Annotated in this window: 16 protein-coding genes; 8 read left to right on the top strand and 8 right to left on the bottom strand. The window is 70.6% G+C overall.

Going from position 1 to position 17,013, the window contains the following annotated elements; all coding sequences use genetic code 11:
* Positions 1-146 precede the first annotated feature (146 nt).
* Positions 147-881 (bottom strand): cytochrome c oxidase subunit II, encoded by a 735-nt coding sequence (coxB, locus tag VGJ14_14580; GenBank protein ID HEY2833652.1) that lies wholly within the window; start codon positions 879-881, stop codon positions 147-149.
* Positions 882-1,257: 376 nt separating this feature from the next.
* On the opposite strand from coxB, the gene VGJ14_14575 reads away from it, so the two are divergent.
* On the top strand, positions 1,258-2,598 hold the full coding sequence (locus VGJ14_14575; GenBank protein HEY2833651.1) for a serpin family protein: 1,341 nt from the start codon (positions 1,258-1,260) through the stop codon (positions 2,596-2,598).
* A 3-nt stretch (positions 2,599-2,601) separates the two neighbouring features.
* On the opposite strand, the gene VGJ14_14570 is transcribed toward VGJ14_14575, so the two are convergent.
* Positions 2,602-4,296 carry an L-lactate permease gene (locus tag VGJ14_14570; GenBank protein HEY2833650.1) on the bottom strand — a complete coding sequence of 565 codons (1,695 nt, stop codon included), beginning with the start codon at positions 4,294-4,296 and terminating at the stop codon, positions 2,602-2,604.
* A gap of 113 nt (positions 4,297-4,409) precedes the next feature.
* Between VGJ14_14570 and VGJ14_14565 the strand changes: the two genes are divergently transcribed.
* Both VGJ14_14565 and VGJ14_14560 read left to right on the top strand, forming a co-directional pair.
* Positions 4,410-5,558 carry an aminotransferase class V-fold PLP-dependent enzyme gene (locus VGJ14_14565; GenBank protein HEY2833649.1) on the top strand — a complete coding sequence of 383 codons (1,149 nt, stop codon included), beginning with the start codon at positions 4,410-4,412 and terminating at the stop codon, positions 5,556-5,558.
* A complete protein-coding gene (locus VGJ14_14560; protein HEY2833648.1) occupies positions 5,555-5,797 on the top strand; it encodes a sulfurtransferase TusA family protein in 243 nt (80 codons plus the stop codon). Before VGJ14_14565 ends, VGJ14_14560 begins: the two co-directional genes overlap by 4 nt.
* 16 nt (positions 5,798-5,813) lie before the next feature.
* Here the strand turns inward: VGJ14_14560 and VGJ14_14555 are convergent, their stop codons facing one another.
* The 3 genes from VGJ14_14555 to VGJ14_14545 all read right to left on the bottom strand — a co-directional run bounded on the left by VGJ14_14555 (position 5,814) and on the right by VGJ14_14545 (position 9,073).
* On the bottom strand, positions 5,814-7,313 hold the full coding sequence (locus VGJ14_14555; protein ID HEY2833647.1) for a DUF2079 domain-containing protein: 1,500 nt from the start codon (positions 7,311-7,313) through the stop codon (positions 5,814-5,816).
* 78 nt (positions 7,314-7,391) lie between these two features.
* Positions 7,392-8,081 carry a leucyl/phenylalanyl-tRNA--protein transferase gene (gene aat / locus VGJ14_14550; GenBank protein HEY2833646.1) on the bottom strand — a complete coding sequence of 230 codons (690 nt, stop codon included), beginning with the start codon at positions 8,079-8,081 and terminating at the stop codon, positions 7,392-7,394.
* A 5-nt stretch (positions 8,082-8,086) separates the two neighbouring features.
* On the bottom strand, positions 8,087-9,073 hold the full coding sequence (locus VGJ14_14545) for a carbohydrate kinase family protein (protein ID HEY2833645.1): 987 nt from the start codon (positions 9,071-9,073) through the stop codon (positions 8,087-8,089).
* Positions 9,074-9,194: 121 nt separating this feature from the next.
* Here VGJ14_14545 and VGJ14_14540 point away from each other — a divergent pair, with 121 nt between their 5' ends.
* Complete coding sequence (locus VGJ14_14540) at positions 9,195-9,380, top strand: hypothetical protein (GenBank protein HEY2833644.1); 186 nt, start codon at positions 9,195-9,197, stop codon at positions 9,378-9,380.
* A gap of 28 nt (positions 9,381-9,408) precedes the next feature.
* Positions 9,409-10,245, top strand: coding sequence for a hypothetical protein (locus VGJ14_14535; GenBank protein ID HEY2833643.1), 837 nt, complete (start codon positions 9,409-9,411; stop codon positions 10,243-10,245).
* On the opposite strand, the gene VGJ14_14530 is transcribed toward VGJ14_14535, so the two are convergent.
* Both VGJ14_14530 and VGJ14_14525 read right to left on the bottom strand, forming a co-directional pair.
* On the bottom strand, positions 10,242-10,589 hold the full coding sequence (locus tag VGJ14_14530) for an iron-sulfur cluster assembly accessory protein (protein ID HEY2833642.1): 348 nt from the start codon (positions 10,587-10,589) through the stop codon (positions 10,242-10,244). The two genes, VGJ14_14535 and VGJ14_14530, sit on opposite strands and share 4 nt — an antisense overlap.
* 103 nt (positions 10,590-10,692) lie before the next feature.
* Entirely contained in the window at positions 10,693-11,820 is a 1,128-nt protein-coding gene (locus VGJ14_14525) for a glycerate kinase (protein HEY2833641.1), read from the bottom strand.
* A gap of 100 nt (positions 11,821-11,920) precedes the next feature.
* Here VGJ14_14525 and nadA point away from each other — a divergent pair, with 100 nt between their 5' ends.
* Genes nadA through VGJ14_14510 form a run of 3 tightly spaced genes read left to right on the top strand, consistent with a single transcriptional unit; the run spans position 11,921 to position 15,961 of the window.
* Positions 11,921-13,063 carry a quinolinate synthase NadA gene (gene nadA, locus VGJ14_14520; GenBank protein ID HEY2833640.1) on the top strand — a complete coding sequence of 381 codons (1,143 nt, stop codon included), beginning with the start codon at positions 11,921-11,923 and terminating at the stop codon, positions 13,061-13,063.
* A 55-nt stretch (positions 13,064-13,118) separates the two neighbouring features.
* On the top strand, positions 13,119-13,673 hold the full coding sequence (locus VGJ14_14515; protein HEY2833639.1) for a hypothetical protein: 555 nt from the start codon (positions 13,119-13,121) through the stop codon (positions 13,671-13,673).
* Positions 13,670-15,961 (top strand): transglycosylase domain-containing protein, encoded by a 2,292-nt coding sequence (locus tag VGJ14_14510; GenBank protein ID HEY2833638.1) that lies wholly within the window; start codon positions 13,670-13,672, stop codon positions 15,959-15,961. Before VGJ14_14515 ends, VGJ14_14510 begins: the two co-directional genes overlap by 4 nt.
* Before the next feature lie 3 nt (positions 15,962-15,964).
* Here the strand turns inward: VGJ14_14510 and VGJ14_14505 are convergent, their stop codons facing one another.
* Positions 15,965-17,005 (bottom strand): SIS domain-containing protein, encoded by a 1,041-nt coding sequence (locus tag VGJ14_14505; protein ID HEY2833637.1) that lies wholly within the window; start codon positions 17,003-17,005, stop codon positions 15,965-15,967.
* Between the last annotated feature and the right edge of the window lie 8 nt (positions 17,006-17,013).

The following is a 17,013-nucleotide window of genomic DNA, read 5'->3' as shown; positions in this document are numbered from 1 at the left end:
GATCAGGAAGAACGCGAACGACGTGACCAGGTACAGGTAGCCGATCTTCTTGTGGTCGGTGGTGGTGATCCACTCGATGATCGCGGCGCCCATGCTCTTCTTGCGGGGCGCCGGCACCGCGGCGACGCGACGGGGTTCGGTGATCGTCACTGCTTGCTCCCCGGGGTCGTCTCGTCAGCTTCTGGCGCCGGGTTCTCGTCGTGCAGCGTGTAGGCGTGCGCGCGGTCCGCGGGCGTGCCCAGGTCGCCGCGCTGCAGCTCCCCGCCCTGACCGTTGGCGCGTAGCTGCGCGATGTGTGCCGTGAAGTCGGCGTCACTGACCACGTGCACCACGAACAGCATCCGGGAGTGGTCGGTGCCGCACAGTTCGGCGCACTTGCCCTCGTAGACGCCGATCTTGTTCGGGGTCAGCTGGAACTGGTTCTGCCGACCGGGGAACACGTCCATCTTGAACAAGAATGCCGGCACCCAGAAGGAGTGGATGACATCCGGCGAGGTCAGGATGAACCGGACCCGTTTGTTCACCGGCAGCCACAATTGCGGCAGGCTCCGCCCCGGCGCGCCGACGTCGTACACCTTGTCGTCGAGGTAGTTGAACGTCCAGCTCCACTGCCGCCCGACCACGTTGACGGTCATGTCGGGCGTCTTCTTGTTGTCCAGCAGGATCGACTCATCCCGGGCGGTGAAGTAGAACAGCACCGAGACCATGATGAACGGGACGATCGTGTACAGGACCTCGATGGGCAGGTTGTACCGGCTCTGGATCGGGACGTGATCGTCGTTCTTCTTCCGGTGGAAAATGCAGGCCCAGATGATCAGGCCCCACACCACCGCGCCGGTGAGTATCGCGGCCAGCCAGGAGCCCTGCCAGATGAGCAGCATGCGAGGGCCCTCTTTGGTGGCCGGCGTCGGGAACGCCAACCGCGGGAGGTCCGCGGTGTCACAGCCGGTACAGCTGAGCAGGACAACAGCCAGTCCGACACCGGGGCCGATCAACCGGCGAGGGCTGCGGGACCGCCGCTGGTCGGGCGGGGAGCCGTAGGAGCGCAACGCGGGCCTTTCCGAGCGGGAAAACGGACGGAATGAACGGCGGGCGAACCCGGCCGACAGCCGTGATCGTGCTGCGCCCGCAGCCTACTCCGGGACACCCGGGACGCTGGCGCCAGGGCGGCCGGCACGCCGGTGAACGAAACGGTGGACAGTGGCGTCCACGAAGGGAGGTCCGGAGCGGCTCCGGGCCCCACGGGAGGTGCGCACGATGGGCTGGACGCGAACCACACGCGTGGTGGCGCTGGGCGCGGCGTTGGTGGCGACGTTGACCGCCTGCGGCGGCTCGAGCGGCCCGACATATGCCCAATCCAGTCCCAGCTCGGCAGCGGAGATCACACCGAGTGTGAACCGCGCCTCCCCGGAGGCGAAGGCGCCGGTGGGCGACACCGTGGACGGGCTGGAGGCGTTCGCCGCGGCGTTCTGGAAGGCCGCCGCGAAACCGGATCAGAACCTGGTGTTCTCCCCGCTGAGTATCGGCTACGCGTTCGCCATGCTGCGGGTGGGGGCGAAGGGCGACACCGCGGCGCAGATCGACAAGGCCTTCGGGTTCCCGGCGGGGGTGGCCGAGGCATTCAACGCAATCACCGCGGGTCTGATCACCTCCACCGCTCCGCCGGTCGTCACGCCGGCGCCAAGAGGGACGGCTCCAGAGTCGCCGTCTGTGGATTCCGACCCGCCGCCCGCACCGCCGGTGGTGACCATCGCCAACGCGCTGTTCGCCCAGCAGGGCTACGCAATGCTGCCGGACTTCGCCAACACTCTGGGCACGCAGTTCGGCAGCGCCGTGCAGACCACCGATTTCGCCCAGCAGCAGGCTGCCTTGAATGCCATCAACCACTGGGCCGACGTGCACACCGCCGGGCGCATCAAGACGATCCTCGACCAGTTGGATCCGGCCACCCGGCTGGTGCTGCTCAACGCCGTGTACCTGAAGGCCAGCTGGACCAAGGCCTTCACCGATGCCGGCAAGGCCGACTTCTCCGCGCCCGACGGCAAGGTGAGCGTGCCGATGATGAAGCGCGAGGACGAGGATTTCGGGTACGCGTCCGGATCGACCTGGCAGGCCGTTACGTTGCCGTACTTCGGCAACCGGCTGGCCATGCGGGTGATCCTGCCCAGGGGTTCGGCCACCCCGGCGGATCTGATGACCGCTCAGGTGCTGGCCGCAGCCGCAAGGACCAGGACCGCCGCGGTCAACGTGACCATGCCGTCCTTCGACTTCGGCAGTGACCTGAACCTCAAGCAGCTGCTGCCGAAGCTGGGTATCTCCGACGCCTTCGACCCGGCCGCCGCCAACCTGTCCGCGATCACGACGGTGGAGAAGCTGTTCGCCTCACAGGCGGTGCACAAGGCGAACATCACCGTGGACCGGCTGGGCACCACCGCGTCCGCGGTGACCGCACTCGGGGTCAGCGCGACCGCCGCGCGGATCCCGACCATTCCGCCGATCGAGTTTCGGGTGGACCGGCCGTTCCTGTTCGAGATCGTGGACACCAAGACCGGGGCCCCGCTGTTCGTGGGAAGCGTGGCGAATCCCACGGCGACGTAGTCCCTACGGCAGCATCCAGGACAGCGCGCTGGTGCTCTGCAAATACACCAGCAAACACATGCCCGCGAGGAACAGCACACTCCAGCCGATCACCTTGCGGAAGATGTCGCCCTCGCGGCCGGTCATGCCGACGGCGGCCGCCGCGATGGCGAGGTTCTGCGGCGAGACCATCTTGCCCAGCACACCACCGGAGGAGTTGGCCGCGGCCATCAGGGCCGGATCGAGCCCGGCCTTTCCGGCGGCCGTCACCTGCAGGGCGCCGAACAGCGAGTTCGAGGACGTGTCCGACCCGGTGACCCCGACCCCGAGCCAACCGAGGATGGGCGAGAGCAGCGCGAATCCGGAACCCACACTGGCCATCCAGCTGCCCAGCGCCCCGGTCTGCCCGGAGTTGTTCATCACGTAGGCCAGGCCGAGCACGGCCATCACGGTGATGATCGCCGGCGCCAGCTGAATGTAGGTGCGCACGTACGCGCGCAGCGCTCGCGCCGGACCGATACCGAGGATCGGCATGGTGATCAGGCCGGCGATGATGGTCAGCGTGCCCGCCGCGGCCAGCCAGTTGAAGGTGAAGGGAGCCGGCGACTTACCGCTCGCACTGACCAGATCCAGCCCGGGCCAGTGGAACAGGTACGTCCACGGCTCCTTGACCATCTCCTTCTTCACGCCGTTGATCTGGAAAACGCTGAAGATCGCGATGATGACCAGGTACGGCGCGTAGGCCTTGGCAACCTCGACGCGCGAGTCGGTGAGCACCGCGACGCCGCCACCGGGCGCCGGGTCCGGCGCAGCGGCGCTCCCGGACCCGCCCACTGGTTCGGACGCGAGGTCGCGATAGGTCTCCACCGGCCGCCACACCCGCAGCAGCGCAACCAGCGCCAGCGCGCTGGCCAACGACGCCACGACGTCGGTGAGCTGGATCGAGAAATGGTTGGAGGTGAGCCATTGCGCGACGGCGAAGACGCCGCCGCCCACCAGCGCCGGGAGCCAGGTCTGGCGCAGCCCGCGCTTCCCGTCCACGATCACGACCAGGGCGAGCGGCACGAACAGCGCGAGCACCGGCGTCTGCCGGCCGACGAGTGCACCGAGGTGGTCCTCGGTGAGGGTGCCGCGGTTGCTCGGGTCGGCGGCCCCGCTGGCGACCTTCGACAGCGTCACGATCGGGGTCGCGAGGGCACCGAAGGCCACCGGTGCGGTGTTGGCGACCAGGGCGAGCGTGGCCGCCTTGAGCGGCTGGAAACCGAGCGCAATGAGCATGACGGCGCTGATCGCCACCGGAGTGCCGAACCCGGCGAGTGCCTCCATCAGCGCACCGAAACAGAACGCGATGACGATCGCCTGGATCCGCATGTCATCGCTGACCGCAGCGAACGAACGGCGCAGGATGTCGAAGTGCCCCGACTCGACGGTCATGTTGTAGACCCAGATCGCGCTGATGACGATCCACATGATCGGGAAGAACCCGAAGGCCGCACCCCACACCGACACGTCCGCGGCCTGGTCGAGGGGCATGTCGAACCCGGCGCACGCCACGACGACGGCGACCACCAACGCCGCCAGGCCGGAGATCCACGCCGTGATCCGCAGCACACCGAGCATGAAGAACAGCGTCGCCAGCGGGAGCGCGGCGACCAGCGCGGAAGCCGTCAGCGAATCGTTGATGGACCGAATGTCGGGGTGGTAGGTAGCCGCCAACATGCGCGCTCCAGTGGCCCTTGGCCTATGCGATCGCGCGAAACCTATCGGGTCGTCACGTCAACCGGAACTCGCCGCACCGGAGATTGCTGCACCGGCGCACTAGCGTTCGCAGGGTGAACCGGCCTCCCGACGGCTATTTCGACGCCGCGTCCACCGAGCCCCTGCACCCCGCGGCGCGGGAGGCCTGGCTGGCCGCGGTGGACGCGGGCTGGGCGGACCCGGCCCGGCTCTACCGGGACGGCCGACGCGCCCGCATGCGGCTGGATGCCGCGCGGGAGATCGTCGCCGGCGTGATCGGGGCGTCGCCGAACGAGCTGAGCTTCACCACCTCCGGCACCGCGGCGATCGGCATCGGCATGGCGGGCTGCCTGCGGGGGCGGGCCCGCACCGGCCGGCACCTGGTGGCCTCGGCGGTGGAGCACTCCGCAGTGCTGCACACCGCGCAATGGCACGAGGCCAACGGCGGCACGGTGGACCTGGTCGAGGTGGACCGCGCCGGGCGGGTGGACCCGGCCGCGTTCGCCGCCGCGTTGCACCCGGACACCGCGCTGGCCTGCCTGCAAACCGCCAACCACGAGGTGGGCACCGTGCAACCGGTGGCCGAGGTGGCGGCAGCCGCAGCCGCGGTCGGGGTGCCGTTGCTGGTGGACGCCGCGCAGACGGTGGGCCGATTGCCGGTGCCCGCGGGGTGGGGCGCGCTCTGTGCGTCCGCGCACAAGTGGGGCGGGCCACCGGGTGTGGGGGTGTTGGCGGTGCGCCGTTCGGCGCGGTGGCGTTCGCCGCTGCCGTCCGGGGAACGGGAGTCAGGGCGCTCACCCGGCTTCGAGAACGTGCCCGCGATCGCCGCCGCCGCGGCCGCGTTGGCCGCGGTGGTCGCTGAAGCCGACACGGAGAACGCGCGGCTGGCCCGCCTGACCGAACAGATCCGCGGGGCCGCCGCCGGCTGGCCGGACGTCGGGCTGCACGCTGACGGCGCGACCACGCTGCCCAACCTGGTCTCGTTCGCCTGCCTCTACATCGACGGTGAGGCGCTGGTCACCGAGCTGGACCGGGCCGGGTTCGCGGTGAACTCCGGGTCCTCGTGCACGGCGGACACGCTGCGCCCGAGCCACGTGCTGGAGGCGATGGGCGTGCTCTCGCACGGCAATGTGCGGGTCTCGTTGCCGCGCGGGGTGGACGAGGCGAGCGTCGAGAGATTCATCGCGGTCGTGCCGAAGGTGCTCGCGGAGCTGCGCGCGATCGCGGGTGTGGAGGGGTTGTGACCGCCCCGGACGAACCGGCGCTGACCCTCGATGCCATCGGCCTGCTGTGCCCGGCGCCGATCATCATGCTGGCGAAGAACATCGGGCGCGTGGAGGTGGGCTCGGTGGTCCGGGTACTGGCCGACGATCCCGCGGCGGCATTGGACATCCCGGCGTGGTGTGAGATGCGGGCGCAGGACTACCTCGGGCCGGACCCCGGCTGCCCCGACCGTGCCTACCTGGTCCGGCGACAACACTGATCCGCCGATCCGGCCGCTAGGACTTCGTGTCGTCCGGCGGCGGCGGGAACTGTCGGGCGTCCGGCGGCGACCGGTGCAGCACGAGGAAATCGCCACGCTGGTCGACCTTCTGATAGCCGGCCTGCGCGGCCGCCTTCAGCAGATCGTTCTGCTGATCCAGGTTGTCGAACGGCCAGTTCACCGGCTCGCCGGTGTCCACCACGATCCACTCCGGATTGGGACGCGCCGCGGACCAGCCGAAGATCGACACCGAGTCCCGGTTCGTCAGCTGCGGGGCCAGCGAGTTGGACGCGGACACCGTCACGTCGTCCGGGACGCGGGCCAACTCCGCGCGGGCATCACCGATGCGCGGGTCGTGATGCCACGTGCTCGGCTGGAACGGCGACCACAGCGCATTGCCGGGCACGAACAGCACTGTGACCAGGGCACTGACCGCGAGCGCCTCGCGTCGTCGGCCCGGCCCGGCCCGGCCCAACGCATCGATGAACGCCGCGAACAGGATCGGCATCAGCACCGCGTTGTAGTGGAAGTGCCCGCTCCAGTACTGCCAATAGTCCGAGAACAGCCGCCAGCCCAGCGTAGGCACGGCGAGCGCCAGCAGCGGTGAGCGCAGCGCGAGGAACGCGGTGGGCGCGAGCAGTAGCACGATCAGCACTGCCTTGGGCTCGGGGCTGATCAGCCCGACGCTGAGCCGGGAGATCAGGTGGCCGGGGCTGTGCTTGTTGGTCTGCCCGTCGTTCAGGCTGTGCCAGTAGGAGAACTTGTGATCGGGGTTGAAGTGCGGCAACAGCACCAGCACCTCCAGCGCGGTGCCCGCCAGCCCCACCAGCGCGGCGACCAGGCCCAGCCGGCGCCGGCCGGTGAACCAGATCAGCACCCCGAGCGCGACGATGGTCAGCCCGAGGTCCTCCTTGACCAACAGCAGCGGTAGTGCCCACGCCACGGCGGCCCGGGGCCGACCCTGGCCGAGCGCGCACACACTGAACGAGATCAGCGGCACCGCGAAGGCAATCTCGTGGAAGTCGAACCCGATCGCCTGGGCAATCCCCCAGGACAGCCCGTACCCCAGGCCGACGACCAGTGCCGTGGTCCGACCCAACGCCCGTTGCGCCCAGCAGGCCAGCGGCACCACGGCCACCGCGAGCAACGCAGCCTGCGCGACCAGCAGGGTGAGCGGGGTCGGGAACACCCGGTAGACCGGGGCGAGCACCGCCAGGACCGGGGAGAAGTGATCGCCGAGCAGCGGGAAGTCGGCGCCCTTGATCTCCGAGTGCGGCAGGTGTCCGTGCGCCCAGGACCGCACCGCCTGCTCGAAGATGCCCAGGTCGTAGCCGGTGGAGTGCAGCCGGACGTGCTGGCGCACCGAAACCACGGTGTAGAGCGCGAAGAACCCGACGGCCATTACCCAGACCCAGGCGGTGTCGCCCCGATGGCGGGCCGGGGCCGGGTCCCGGGACGTGCGGGCAGCCGGGACCAACGGCCCGGCCGCCCGCGGCCGTCCCAGTTCCGTGGTCATCGCGGCGCGTTACCTCCCGACGCTCCCATCCAACATCAATTGGGCCGGCCGGACGGTCTGCGCAGAGCCAAGCCGCTGTCAGCGGTAGGTGAACACTTCGGGCACGGACAGTGACAAAGCGCTTGCCAGCCGATCGAGATAGGCCTCCCGCGGGACATCCACCGCGCCCAGCGAGACCAGGTGCGGCGTGGTCCACTGCACGTCCAACAGGCGCTGCTCGGGTGGGCCGTCGGACGCGTTCAGCAGGTCGCAGAGCCCGAGCAGCGCCGCTTTGGAGGCGTCCGTGCGGCGGTGGAACATCGACTCGCCGGCGAACAGCCCGCCGATCGCGATGCCGAACACGCCGCCGGCCAGTTGGCCGTCGTCGACCGCGAACGCCTCCACGCTGTGCGCCCAGCCCAAATCGTGCAGCTGCCGGTAGGCGCGGCGCATGGCCGGATTGATCCAGCCGTGCGGACGACCCGGGTCCGCGCAGGCGTCCACCACCTCCGCGAAGGCGGTGTTCACCCGAATCTCGAAGCGTCGCCGGGTGCGGGCCAGCGACCGGGCCACCCGCGCGGTGGTGGTGGGCAGGATGCCGCGTGGGTCCGGCGACCACCAGCCGATGGGGCCGCGTTTGGCCACCGGCATCGGGAAAATGCCGTGCCGGTAGGCGTCCAGCAGGGTGGCCGGCGCCAGGTCTGCGCCGACGCCGACCAGGCCGCTGTCCGCCGCCGCTGCGCTGACCGGCGGGAACACCCAGACGGAGGGACCCGGATCGACCGGCACTGCGATCAGGCGCGCAGCGCGGCCAGGTGTGGTTCCACCTCGGCCGCCGCGGCCGCGCCGTAGGCATCGCTCAGCCGCTTGACGAAGGTGTCGCGGGCCAGTCGGTATTCCTGGGTGCCCAGGGTCTCCACCACGTGGGCGGCGAGCACCGAGCCCACCTGCGCGCTGCGCTGGAGCTCTAAACCCCAGGAGCGGCCGGCCAGGAAGCCGGCGCGAAAGGCGTCGCCGACGCCGGTCGGTTCGACCACCCGCTCCACCGTGGCCACCGGGATGTGCACCGGCTCCGCACCCCGGGCCTCGATCCGCGCGCCCTCGGCACCCAGCGTGGTGACCCGGACGTCCACCCGGGCCGCGATGTCGTCGGTCGACCAGCCGGTCTTTTTCTCCACCACCGCGGCCTCGTACTCGTTGGTGAACAGGTAGGCCGCGCCGTCGACGAGGTTCGCAATGTCCTCCCCGGAGAGCCAGGCCACCTGCTGGCTGGGGTCCGCGGCGAACGGGATGCCGCGCTCCCGGCACTCGACGGTGTGCCGGGCCATGGCCGCCGGGTCGTTGGCCCCGATCAGCACCAGGTCCAGTCCCCCGACCCGCTCAGCCACCGGCGCGAGTTCGATCTCCCGCGCCTCGCTCATCGCACCCGCGTAGAACGAGGCGATCTGAGCCTGGTCGCGGTCGGTGGTGCAGACGAAGCGGGCGGTGTGCTTGAGCTCGGAGATGAGCACCGAACCGGTGTCCACGCCGTGCCTGTCCAACCAGGCCCGATAGGGCTCGAAGTCCTCGCCGGCGGCGCCGATCAGGATCGGGCGCAGACCCAGGTACCCCATGCCGAACGCGATGTTCGCGCCGACGCCCCCGCGGCGCACCTCGAGGTCTTCCACCAGGAACGAGACGGAGATCTTGGCCAGTGCCTCGGGCACCAGGGAGTCCGCGAACCGGCCGTCGAAGCTCATCAGGTGATCGGTGGCGATCGAGCCGGTGACGGCGATGTTCACGGCGGCAGTCCTCGGGGTGAGACATGCGACAAAGGTCCGAGCAGGCTACCGCCAGGTACGTCTGGATTCGTCCGGTGCGAGGGGCTTAGCTGGTGGGCAGTCGAACGCCTCTGGAGGAGTCATGGCCGAACGCAACGCGATCGTCCCCACTCCGGATTTCGTCGAAATGGGGGCCGACGCCGAACGCCTCGCCGCGCTGTACCCGGTGAATCGGGCCCCGGCCCCGCTACCGTGGCACGCAGCGGTCGTCCAAATTCCCGATGGCATAGGGAAACTGACCGAGGGTCTGGCGGGCTACGGGAGCTGAGCTGCGCACTGAGGCACGGCGCCGGGTGATGGTTCTGCTCACCCTTGCCATCCTGGGGGCGGGCTGCAGCGCGGGCCGATCCTCCGCGGACACCGTGCCCAATCCACTCGGCACTCCCGGCCCCACACCGGCGCCCGCGGCACCGCCGGCGCCCGCCCACACCGCGGATGACGTCGTGCTGCGGATCAGTCAGTTCGGTGGGTTCGCCGGGCCGCCGGACGTGCCGCCGCCACCGCCGGTCAGCGTCTACGCCGACGGCACGATGATCAGCGTCGACCCGGCAGCCGCGAACGCGTCACCGCCCGGCGTGGTGCGACTGAGCCGTCGTCAGCTGACCGAACCGGCGCTGGGCCGGCTGCTCTATCTGGCGGCGCGGGCCGGGTTGGCCGATGCGGACCACCACGACAAGCCGATCCCCGACGCCATCGTCACAGTGATTGCGGTGCGCCGCGACGGGCGGCTGTATCACTCCAGCTTTGCCACCTTCTCCCCGCGAGGAGAGGACTCCGCTGCCGACGCGCGCCGGCGATCTGCCGCGGCCCGGTACGTGCGGCGCCTGGAGGACAATCCGCGGACGTTGGTGCCCACCGGGGTTTCCGACCCGACCCCGGTGGTCCCGGATCGGTTGGCCATGTCCGCGGCAGCGATACCGAGCACGCCCGACCGGGACTGGCCGGTGCAGTCGGTGGACCTGGCCGGCTTGGGCCGCTGCACGGTGATCCGGGCCGCGGCGGCACACGAGGCGTACAACGCGTTACTGGTCGCGCCGTCCGGCACCCGATGGGGCTGGCACATGCAGACCTGGCGGATCATCGCCGCACCGCCGGTGGACGACCAGCCGGACTGTCAGCCGGCTACGGGTTAGTGAAAAGAATCCCCGCAGGCGCATGACCCGCCCGCGTTGGGGTTGTCGATCGTGAAGCCCTGCTTCTCGATGGTGTCCACGAAGTCGATGCTGGCCCCGCCCAGGTAGGGCACGCTCATCCGGTCGACGACCATCTTCACGCCGTCGAAGTCGAAGACCGCGTCACCGTCGAGGGCGCGCTCGTCGAAGAACAGCTGGTAGCGCAGGCCCGAGCACCCGCCGGGCTGCACGGCGATGCGCAGTTGCAGGTCGTCCCGGCCCTCCTGATCGAGGAGGTGACGCACCTTGATCACTGCCGCGTCGGTGAGAATTACACCGGTGGCCGTCTCGCCGGAAACCGTCATCAGTTCGCTCCTGCCGAATTTTGGTGCGGGTGCTCCACCATGCTGACACATTCAGGGGGCAGTGGTATTCCCCTGCGAGCCTGCGCCCGGAGTGTGCCGGGCGTCACATTGAGTGCGACCAACTGCGCGCAACGCGGGCCGCGAGCGCGCGCAGGTGCTCGGCCGGGTGGGCCAACGCCTCCGCTGCATCCACCTCGTCGGTGACCGCATAAGCCGCAGAAACGCCCAAAGCGGCGAACTCGCGGCGCCCCACCTCGACCCGACCGGCCAGCACCAGGCACGGCCGGGCATGCTCCCCGGCCATCGTGGCGACGCCCGCCACCACCTTCCCGGCCAGCGACTGCCAGTCGAAGCTGCCCTCCCCGGTGAGCACCACGTCGACGCTGCCGATCGCGTCGGTGAGCCCAGTGAGCTCGGCAATCGTGGCGATGCCCGCCAGCCGGGTGGCGCCCAGCAGCATGAGCCCGAAGCCCAGCCCACCGGCCGCACCGGCACCCGGCGCGACGGCCACGGATCCGGTCATGTTCACGCCCACGCCCGGCTGTGCGGCCCGCGCGAAGTGCTCCAGCGCGGCGTCCAGCCTCTGCACGGCGTCCGGGTCGGCGCCCTTCTGCGGGCCGAAGGTGGCACTGGCTCCGCGCAGGCCGAGCAACACGCTGTCCACGTCGGTGGCCAGTTGCAGCGCGACGCCCTGCAGCCGTGACCGCGCCGGGGCCAGGTTCAATGCCGCGGGGTCCAGCTCCCGCAGCGCGATGCCGCCGGAGCGCAGCAGCTCCGCCGGTTGCGCGCCGAGCGCGGCCAGCGCGCCGGCGCCGCCGTCGTTGGTACCGGAGCCGCCCAGGCCGAGCACGATGCGCCGGGCGCCGGCGTCCACCGCGGTGGCGATCAGTTCGCCCACGCCGTAGGTGCTGGTGTGGGTCGGGTCGCGGCGCTCGACGGGGATCAGGTGCAGCCCGGCGGCCTGCGCGGATTCCAGGTAGGCGACCTCGCCGACCCGCAGCAGGCTCGCCGGGACCGGTTCGCCCCGCGGGTCGTGCACGGTGAGCCCGATCAGTTCCCCGCCCAGACCCGCGTGCAGCACGTCGACGAAGCCGGGCCCGCCGTCGGAGAGCGGGGCGAGCACGAGTTCGTCCTGCGGAGCGCTGTCCCGCCAGCCGGCGGCCATCGCCTCGGCGGCCTGCACGGCGCTGAGCGTGCCGGTGAACGAGTCCGGGGCGATCAGCACGCGCACCCGCGCAGTCTGCCCCGGGCGGGAAGCTGAGCCGGGACCCGTGCGTTGTATATGCAAGCATCAGGGGCGTCTGATGGGTCAGGAGAGTTCGTTGAGCACCGTGCCGTTGACGTTGCTGCTGCGCAGCGACGCGGACCCGTTCTCCGAGCGCGGGGTGGAGTGCCCGGGCGAGTTGCCTGCGGCGTCCGACCCGGAACTGGTTGAGCGCGCCCGGCGGGCCAAGGCCGCGTTGGGCGACCGGGTGTTTGTGCTCGGCCATCACTACCAGCGCGACGAGGTCATCGAGTTCGCCGACGTCACCGGGGACTCGTTCAAGTTGGCCCGAGAGGCCGCGGCGCGCCCGCAGGCGGAATTCATTGTGTTCTGCGGTGTGCACTTCATGGCCGAGTCCGCCGACATCCTGACCTCGGACGCACAGCAGGTGGTGCTGCCGGACCTGGCCGCGGGCTGCTCGATGGCGGACATGGCCGGGGCGGACCAGGTCGACGACGCCTGGGATGTCCTGCACGACGCGGGCGTGGCCGAGGTGACCGTGCCGGTGTCGTACATGAACTCCTCGGCCGCCATCAAGGCGTTCACCGGTCGGTACGGCGGAACCATCTGCACCTCGTCGAACGCCCACCGGGCGCTGGACTGGGCGTTCACGCAGGGCGAGAAGGTGTTGTTCCTGCCCGACCAACACCTGGGCCGCAACACCGCCGTGCGTGACCTGGGCATGTCCCCGGACGACTGCGTGGTCTACGACCCACACCGGCCGGGCGGCGGTCTGACGCATCGCCAACTGCAGGACGCACGGATGATCCTGTGGCGCGGGCACTGCTCGGTGCACGGCCGGTTCACCGTGGCGAACGTGACCGACGTGCGCGCGCGCATCCCGGGCGTGAACGTGCTGGTGCACCCGGAGTGTCAACACGAGGTGGTCAGTGCGGCCGACCACGTCGGGTCCACCGAGCGCATCATCAAAATGCTCGACGCGGCCGCGCCCGGCTCGGCCTGGGCGCTGGGCACCGAGCTGAACCTGGTTCGTCGGTTGGCCGCGGCACACCCGGACAAGCAGGTCGCGTTCCTGGACAAGACGGTCTGCTACTGCTCGACGATGAACCGCATCGACCTGCCGCACCTGGTCTGGTCGCTGGAGTCGTTGGCCGCGGGCACGGTCCGCAATGTGATCACCGTGGACGCGGACGTCGCACACTGGGCACGGGTGGCGCTGGACCAGATGCTGGCATTGCCGGGAATTTGAGTTCTCGCAGGTCCGGGCGGGTTTGAGCGGGGTGCGCCGGCGGTAGGTCTCGGCCGTGTCCGTGCGCACCCAGGTGGTTCGGCCCAGCGTCCCCCCGGCCCTGCGGTTGTCCGCGCCCCGGGCGCGCGGTTATCTACGATCGCTCGACGCGGGGGCCGGATTGTTGGGCGCGTTGGCCACCGTCGGCCTGCTGATGCTGAGCGGGGTCGTCCTGCTGGGAAGCCTGCTGCTGTCGGTGCAGCGCGACGCCAATGCGCTGACCTCGGGGCTCACTGACGCCTCGCTGAGCACCAACCTGCTGATGGCGCTGCTGCTCACGGCCATCGTGGTGGTGTCGTTCGCGACCGGTGGTTACGTGGCCGCGCGGCTGGCCACCACGGGCGGGCGACTGCAGGGCGTGGCCGTGTGGGCGTGCGCCATGACGGTGCCGGCACTCGGCGTCCTGCTCGCGGCGGCGGGCAACACCCTCGCCCGCACGGTGCTGGACGCGGTCACCGATGACCCCGCGCTGCTCACGCTCACCCTCTCGGTGCTGGCGGCCGGACTGCTCGGTGCCCTGCTGGGCGCGGACGCGGCGCAGCGGCACCGCAGCGCTGCGCTCCGACCGTGACCAGGCCTCGCGAATTAGCCCCGTTCCGCCCCCTGGTGCTGGCGTTGACCGCGGCCCTGATGCTGCCGCTGACGCTCGGGCTGCACTCGTTGACCGCGCGCGGCGCCTCACTGATTCAGGACACCACCGGTGGTGTCGGGATTCTCGATTCGGCGCCCGCCGCCCGCTCCACCGTGTTGGCCGCGGACGGCTCCGTCTTGGCCACGTTCTTCGCCAAGAACCGCCTCCCGGTACCGCTGGACCGCATCTCCCCGGCCGCCCGGGACGCCGTGCTGGCCATCGAGGATGCGCGCTTCTATTCCCACGGCGCGTTCGACCCGAAAGCGGTGGTGCGGGCAGCCGTCACCGATCTGAGGGCCGGTGATTTCCGTCAGGGCGCCTCCACGTTGACCCAGCAATACGTCAAACAGGCATTGCTGCAGCAGGCGGACGACAGTGGTGCGGTCACCACGGCCGATCGCAAGACGTTGTCCCGCAAGCTGCACGAACTGGGTCAGGCGCTGTCCGTGGAGCGGGCGTTGTCCAAGGACGAGATCTTGGATCGTTATCTGAACATCGTGTACTTCGGCAACGGGGCGTGGGGCATCGAGAGCGCCGCGCGCCGGTATTTCGGGATCAGCGCTGCGGATCTGACGGTGCCTCAGGCAGCACTGCTGGCCGGCTTGATCCGCTCCCCCAGCGGCTATGACCCGCTCTCCCACCCGGACGCCGGTCTGGCCCGACGCAACGTGGTGCTGAACCGAATGGTGGCCACCCACCGGCTGAGCGCGACCGACGCCGACCGGTACGCCGTCGACCCACTGGACCTGGCGCCGACCGCCGTGTCGGTCGGCTGCGAAGCGGCGAGCGAGCCATTTTTCTGCGACTACGTGCTCGCCGAGGTGCGGTCGATGGCCGCCCTGGGACCGACCCCGGAGGAACGCGTGCGGCGCTTGCTCACCGGCGGGTTGACCGTGCACACCACTCTCGACCCGACAGTGCAGGCAGCGGCCAACGCCGCGGTGCGGGCCCGGGTGCACCCCGATCAGGATTACGGCGCGGCGATCGTGATGACCGAACCCGGCACCGGCGCGGTCAAGGCCATCGCGTTGTCCCGCGACTACGGCAGCGGACCCGGCCGCACGATGGTGAACTGGGCGCTGGACGCGGACCAGGGCGGCAGTCATGGGTTCCAGGCGGGTTCGGTGTTCAAGACCTTCGTGCTCGCCTCCGCACTCAACGACGGGATCGGCCCGAACACCGTCATCGACGCGCCGGGGCACGTCAGCGTGGACGGCCTGCACGGGTGCGATGGAAACAAGGCGTTCCCGACCTATCAGGTGGGCAACGAGAATGGGGTGTCCTACGGCCCGATCGACATGCGCCGGGCCATCGCCCACTCGGTGAACACCTACTTCGTGCAGTTGGAGCAGGGCACCGGGTTGTGTGAGCCGGCCGGCTTGGCCGAGCGGATGGGGCTGCGGCGGGCCGATGGCGCCCCGTTGAGTCGGGTGCCGTCCTTCACTCTCGGCGTCGATGAGGTCTCCCCGTTGCGCATGGCCGAGGCCTACGCGACATTGGCCGCCGGCGGTCTGCACTGTGCCTCGCACGCCATCACCGCGATCGATGGCCCCGACGGCACCCCACTGCTGGTGCCCGGAAAATCCTGCGAACAGGTGATGCCGTCCGACACCGCCACCACGGCCACCCAGTTGCTGCGCGGCGTCATCGATGGGCCGGACCCCGGCCGCACCGGCGCCGGCATGACGTTGGGCGCGGTGCCCGCGGCCGGCAAGACCGGCACCACCGACAACGCCACCGCGGTGTGGTTCGTCGGCTACACCGAGAAGTTGGCCGCCGCGGTATGGGCCGGCCACCCCGACTCCACTGCGCCGCTGCGCAACATCCTGGTCGGCGACGACCAGTTGGACGAGGCCACCGGCGGAGAGCTGCCGGGGCCGATCTGGGCCGACGCCATGGCCGCGGCGCTGGGCCTACCCGCCGATCCCGCCCAGCGCCGCGCGGACGCGATTCAGCGCTTGGGGAACGCGGCGGCGGAGCCCGACACCGCGACCACCGATACGCCGCCGGTGGAGTCCACCGACATCTTCGGCACGGACAAGGACAAGCCAACCCCGGACGACGTCAGCGACTGGGGCATCCACTACGACAACGGCCGGGACGACCAGCCGGCCTGGCAGCGCAACGACTACCGGAAGAAGCACGGCCACCAGCACAAGCACAGGGCTGACTACCGCTACGACAACTGCCTCGACCCGAAATCCCCGGACGCCTACGACTGTGACTGACCGTCAGGCCTTGCTGGGCTCGGCCAGGCGACCCAGCCCGAGCCCCAGGTACAACGCGACGTACTGACCCATCGCGTGCAGCGCCGCATAGCGGCTGACCGGCCCACCCTCGTGGTGGTCGAGCACCCGGTACCGCACGCCGTTGGACTCGGCCTGGGCGAGCAGTCGACTGCGCCGGATGCGGATGGCCGGGTCCTCGGCGCCGTCGTCGAGCACCAGCAGGACCGGGCGGCGCTCGACGCGGCCGGAGTCGAACGGATCGGCGAAGATGTCCCTCTGCGGGGCCGCGGTCAGCAGCGGAAGCAGATGTTGGGCGTCCGCGGCCAGCGCGGCGCGACCGCTGGCCTTGCGCAACGCCTCAGCGAAGCGGCGTCCGGCGCGCGCGGCCAGCACCGATCCACCCCAGACCAGCGGAGTGGCCTCGGCCAGCAGCATCGCAATGTCCTTGGCCGGATTGCCGCTCAGATCACTGCGCGGGCCACACTGCAGCGCGGTGTTCACCAGCGCGGCGGCGACCTCCTCGGCGTCCACCTCCGGGCCCAACCCCAACGTGTGCAGCGACTGCAGCGCCACCACGGCGACGGCCAGCACGTCGGGGGTCTGGGTCGGCAGCAGCACCGTGGAGCGGGAGGCGGAGGCCTCGGCGAGCGGCGAGGACGCCGGTGCGGCGACCAGCAGTCCGCAGCCGCGGCGCACTGCCTCGGCGGCGGCGGAGGCGGCCTCCGGGCTGTGCGCCCCCGGCGCGATGACCACCACCAGGTCCAACGCCCCGGCCCAGCCGGGCAGGCTCGGCCCGGGCCAGGCCACGAACGGCACCGGGCACCAGGGCTCCAGCACGGCGCGCAGCAAGCGGGCATCGGCCCCGGCGGCCACCACAGCACGCGGGCGCGGCGCCCCGACCAGCACAGCCATCGCCTCCCGCGAGGCGTTCACCTCATGGCGTACCCGGGACCCGGCCTCGGCCAGATGGCGCAACGCCGCGTCCGCGCGGGCCAGCGCATCCGGATCGTCGAGGGCGGTGTCGTCGAATTCCTCGGCGGCCATCAGCCGGC

This window comes from Sporichthyaceae bacterium (assembly GCA_036493475.1).
Classification (GTDB): Bacteria; Actinomycetota; Actinomycetes; order Sporichthyales; family Sporichthyaceae; genus DASQPJ01.
Note: the sequence above shows the minus strand (reverse complement) of the source record. Positions and strands in the feature narration are given on the sequence as shown.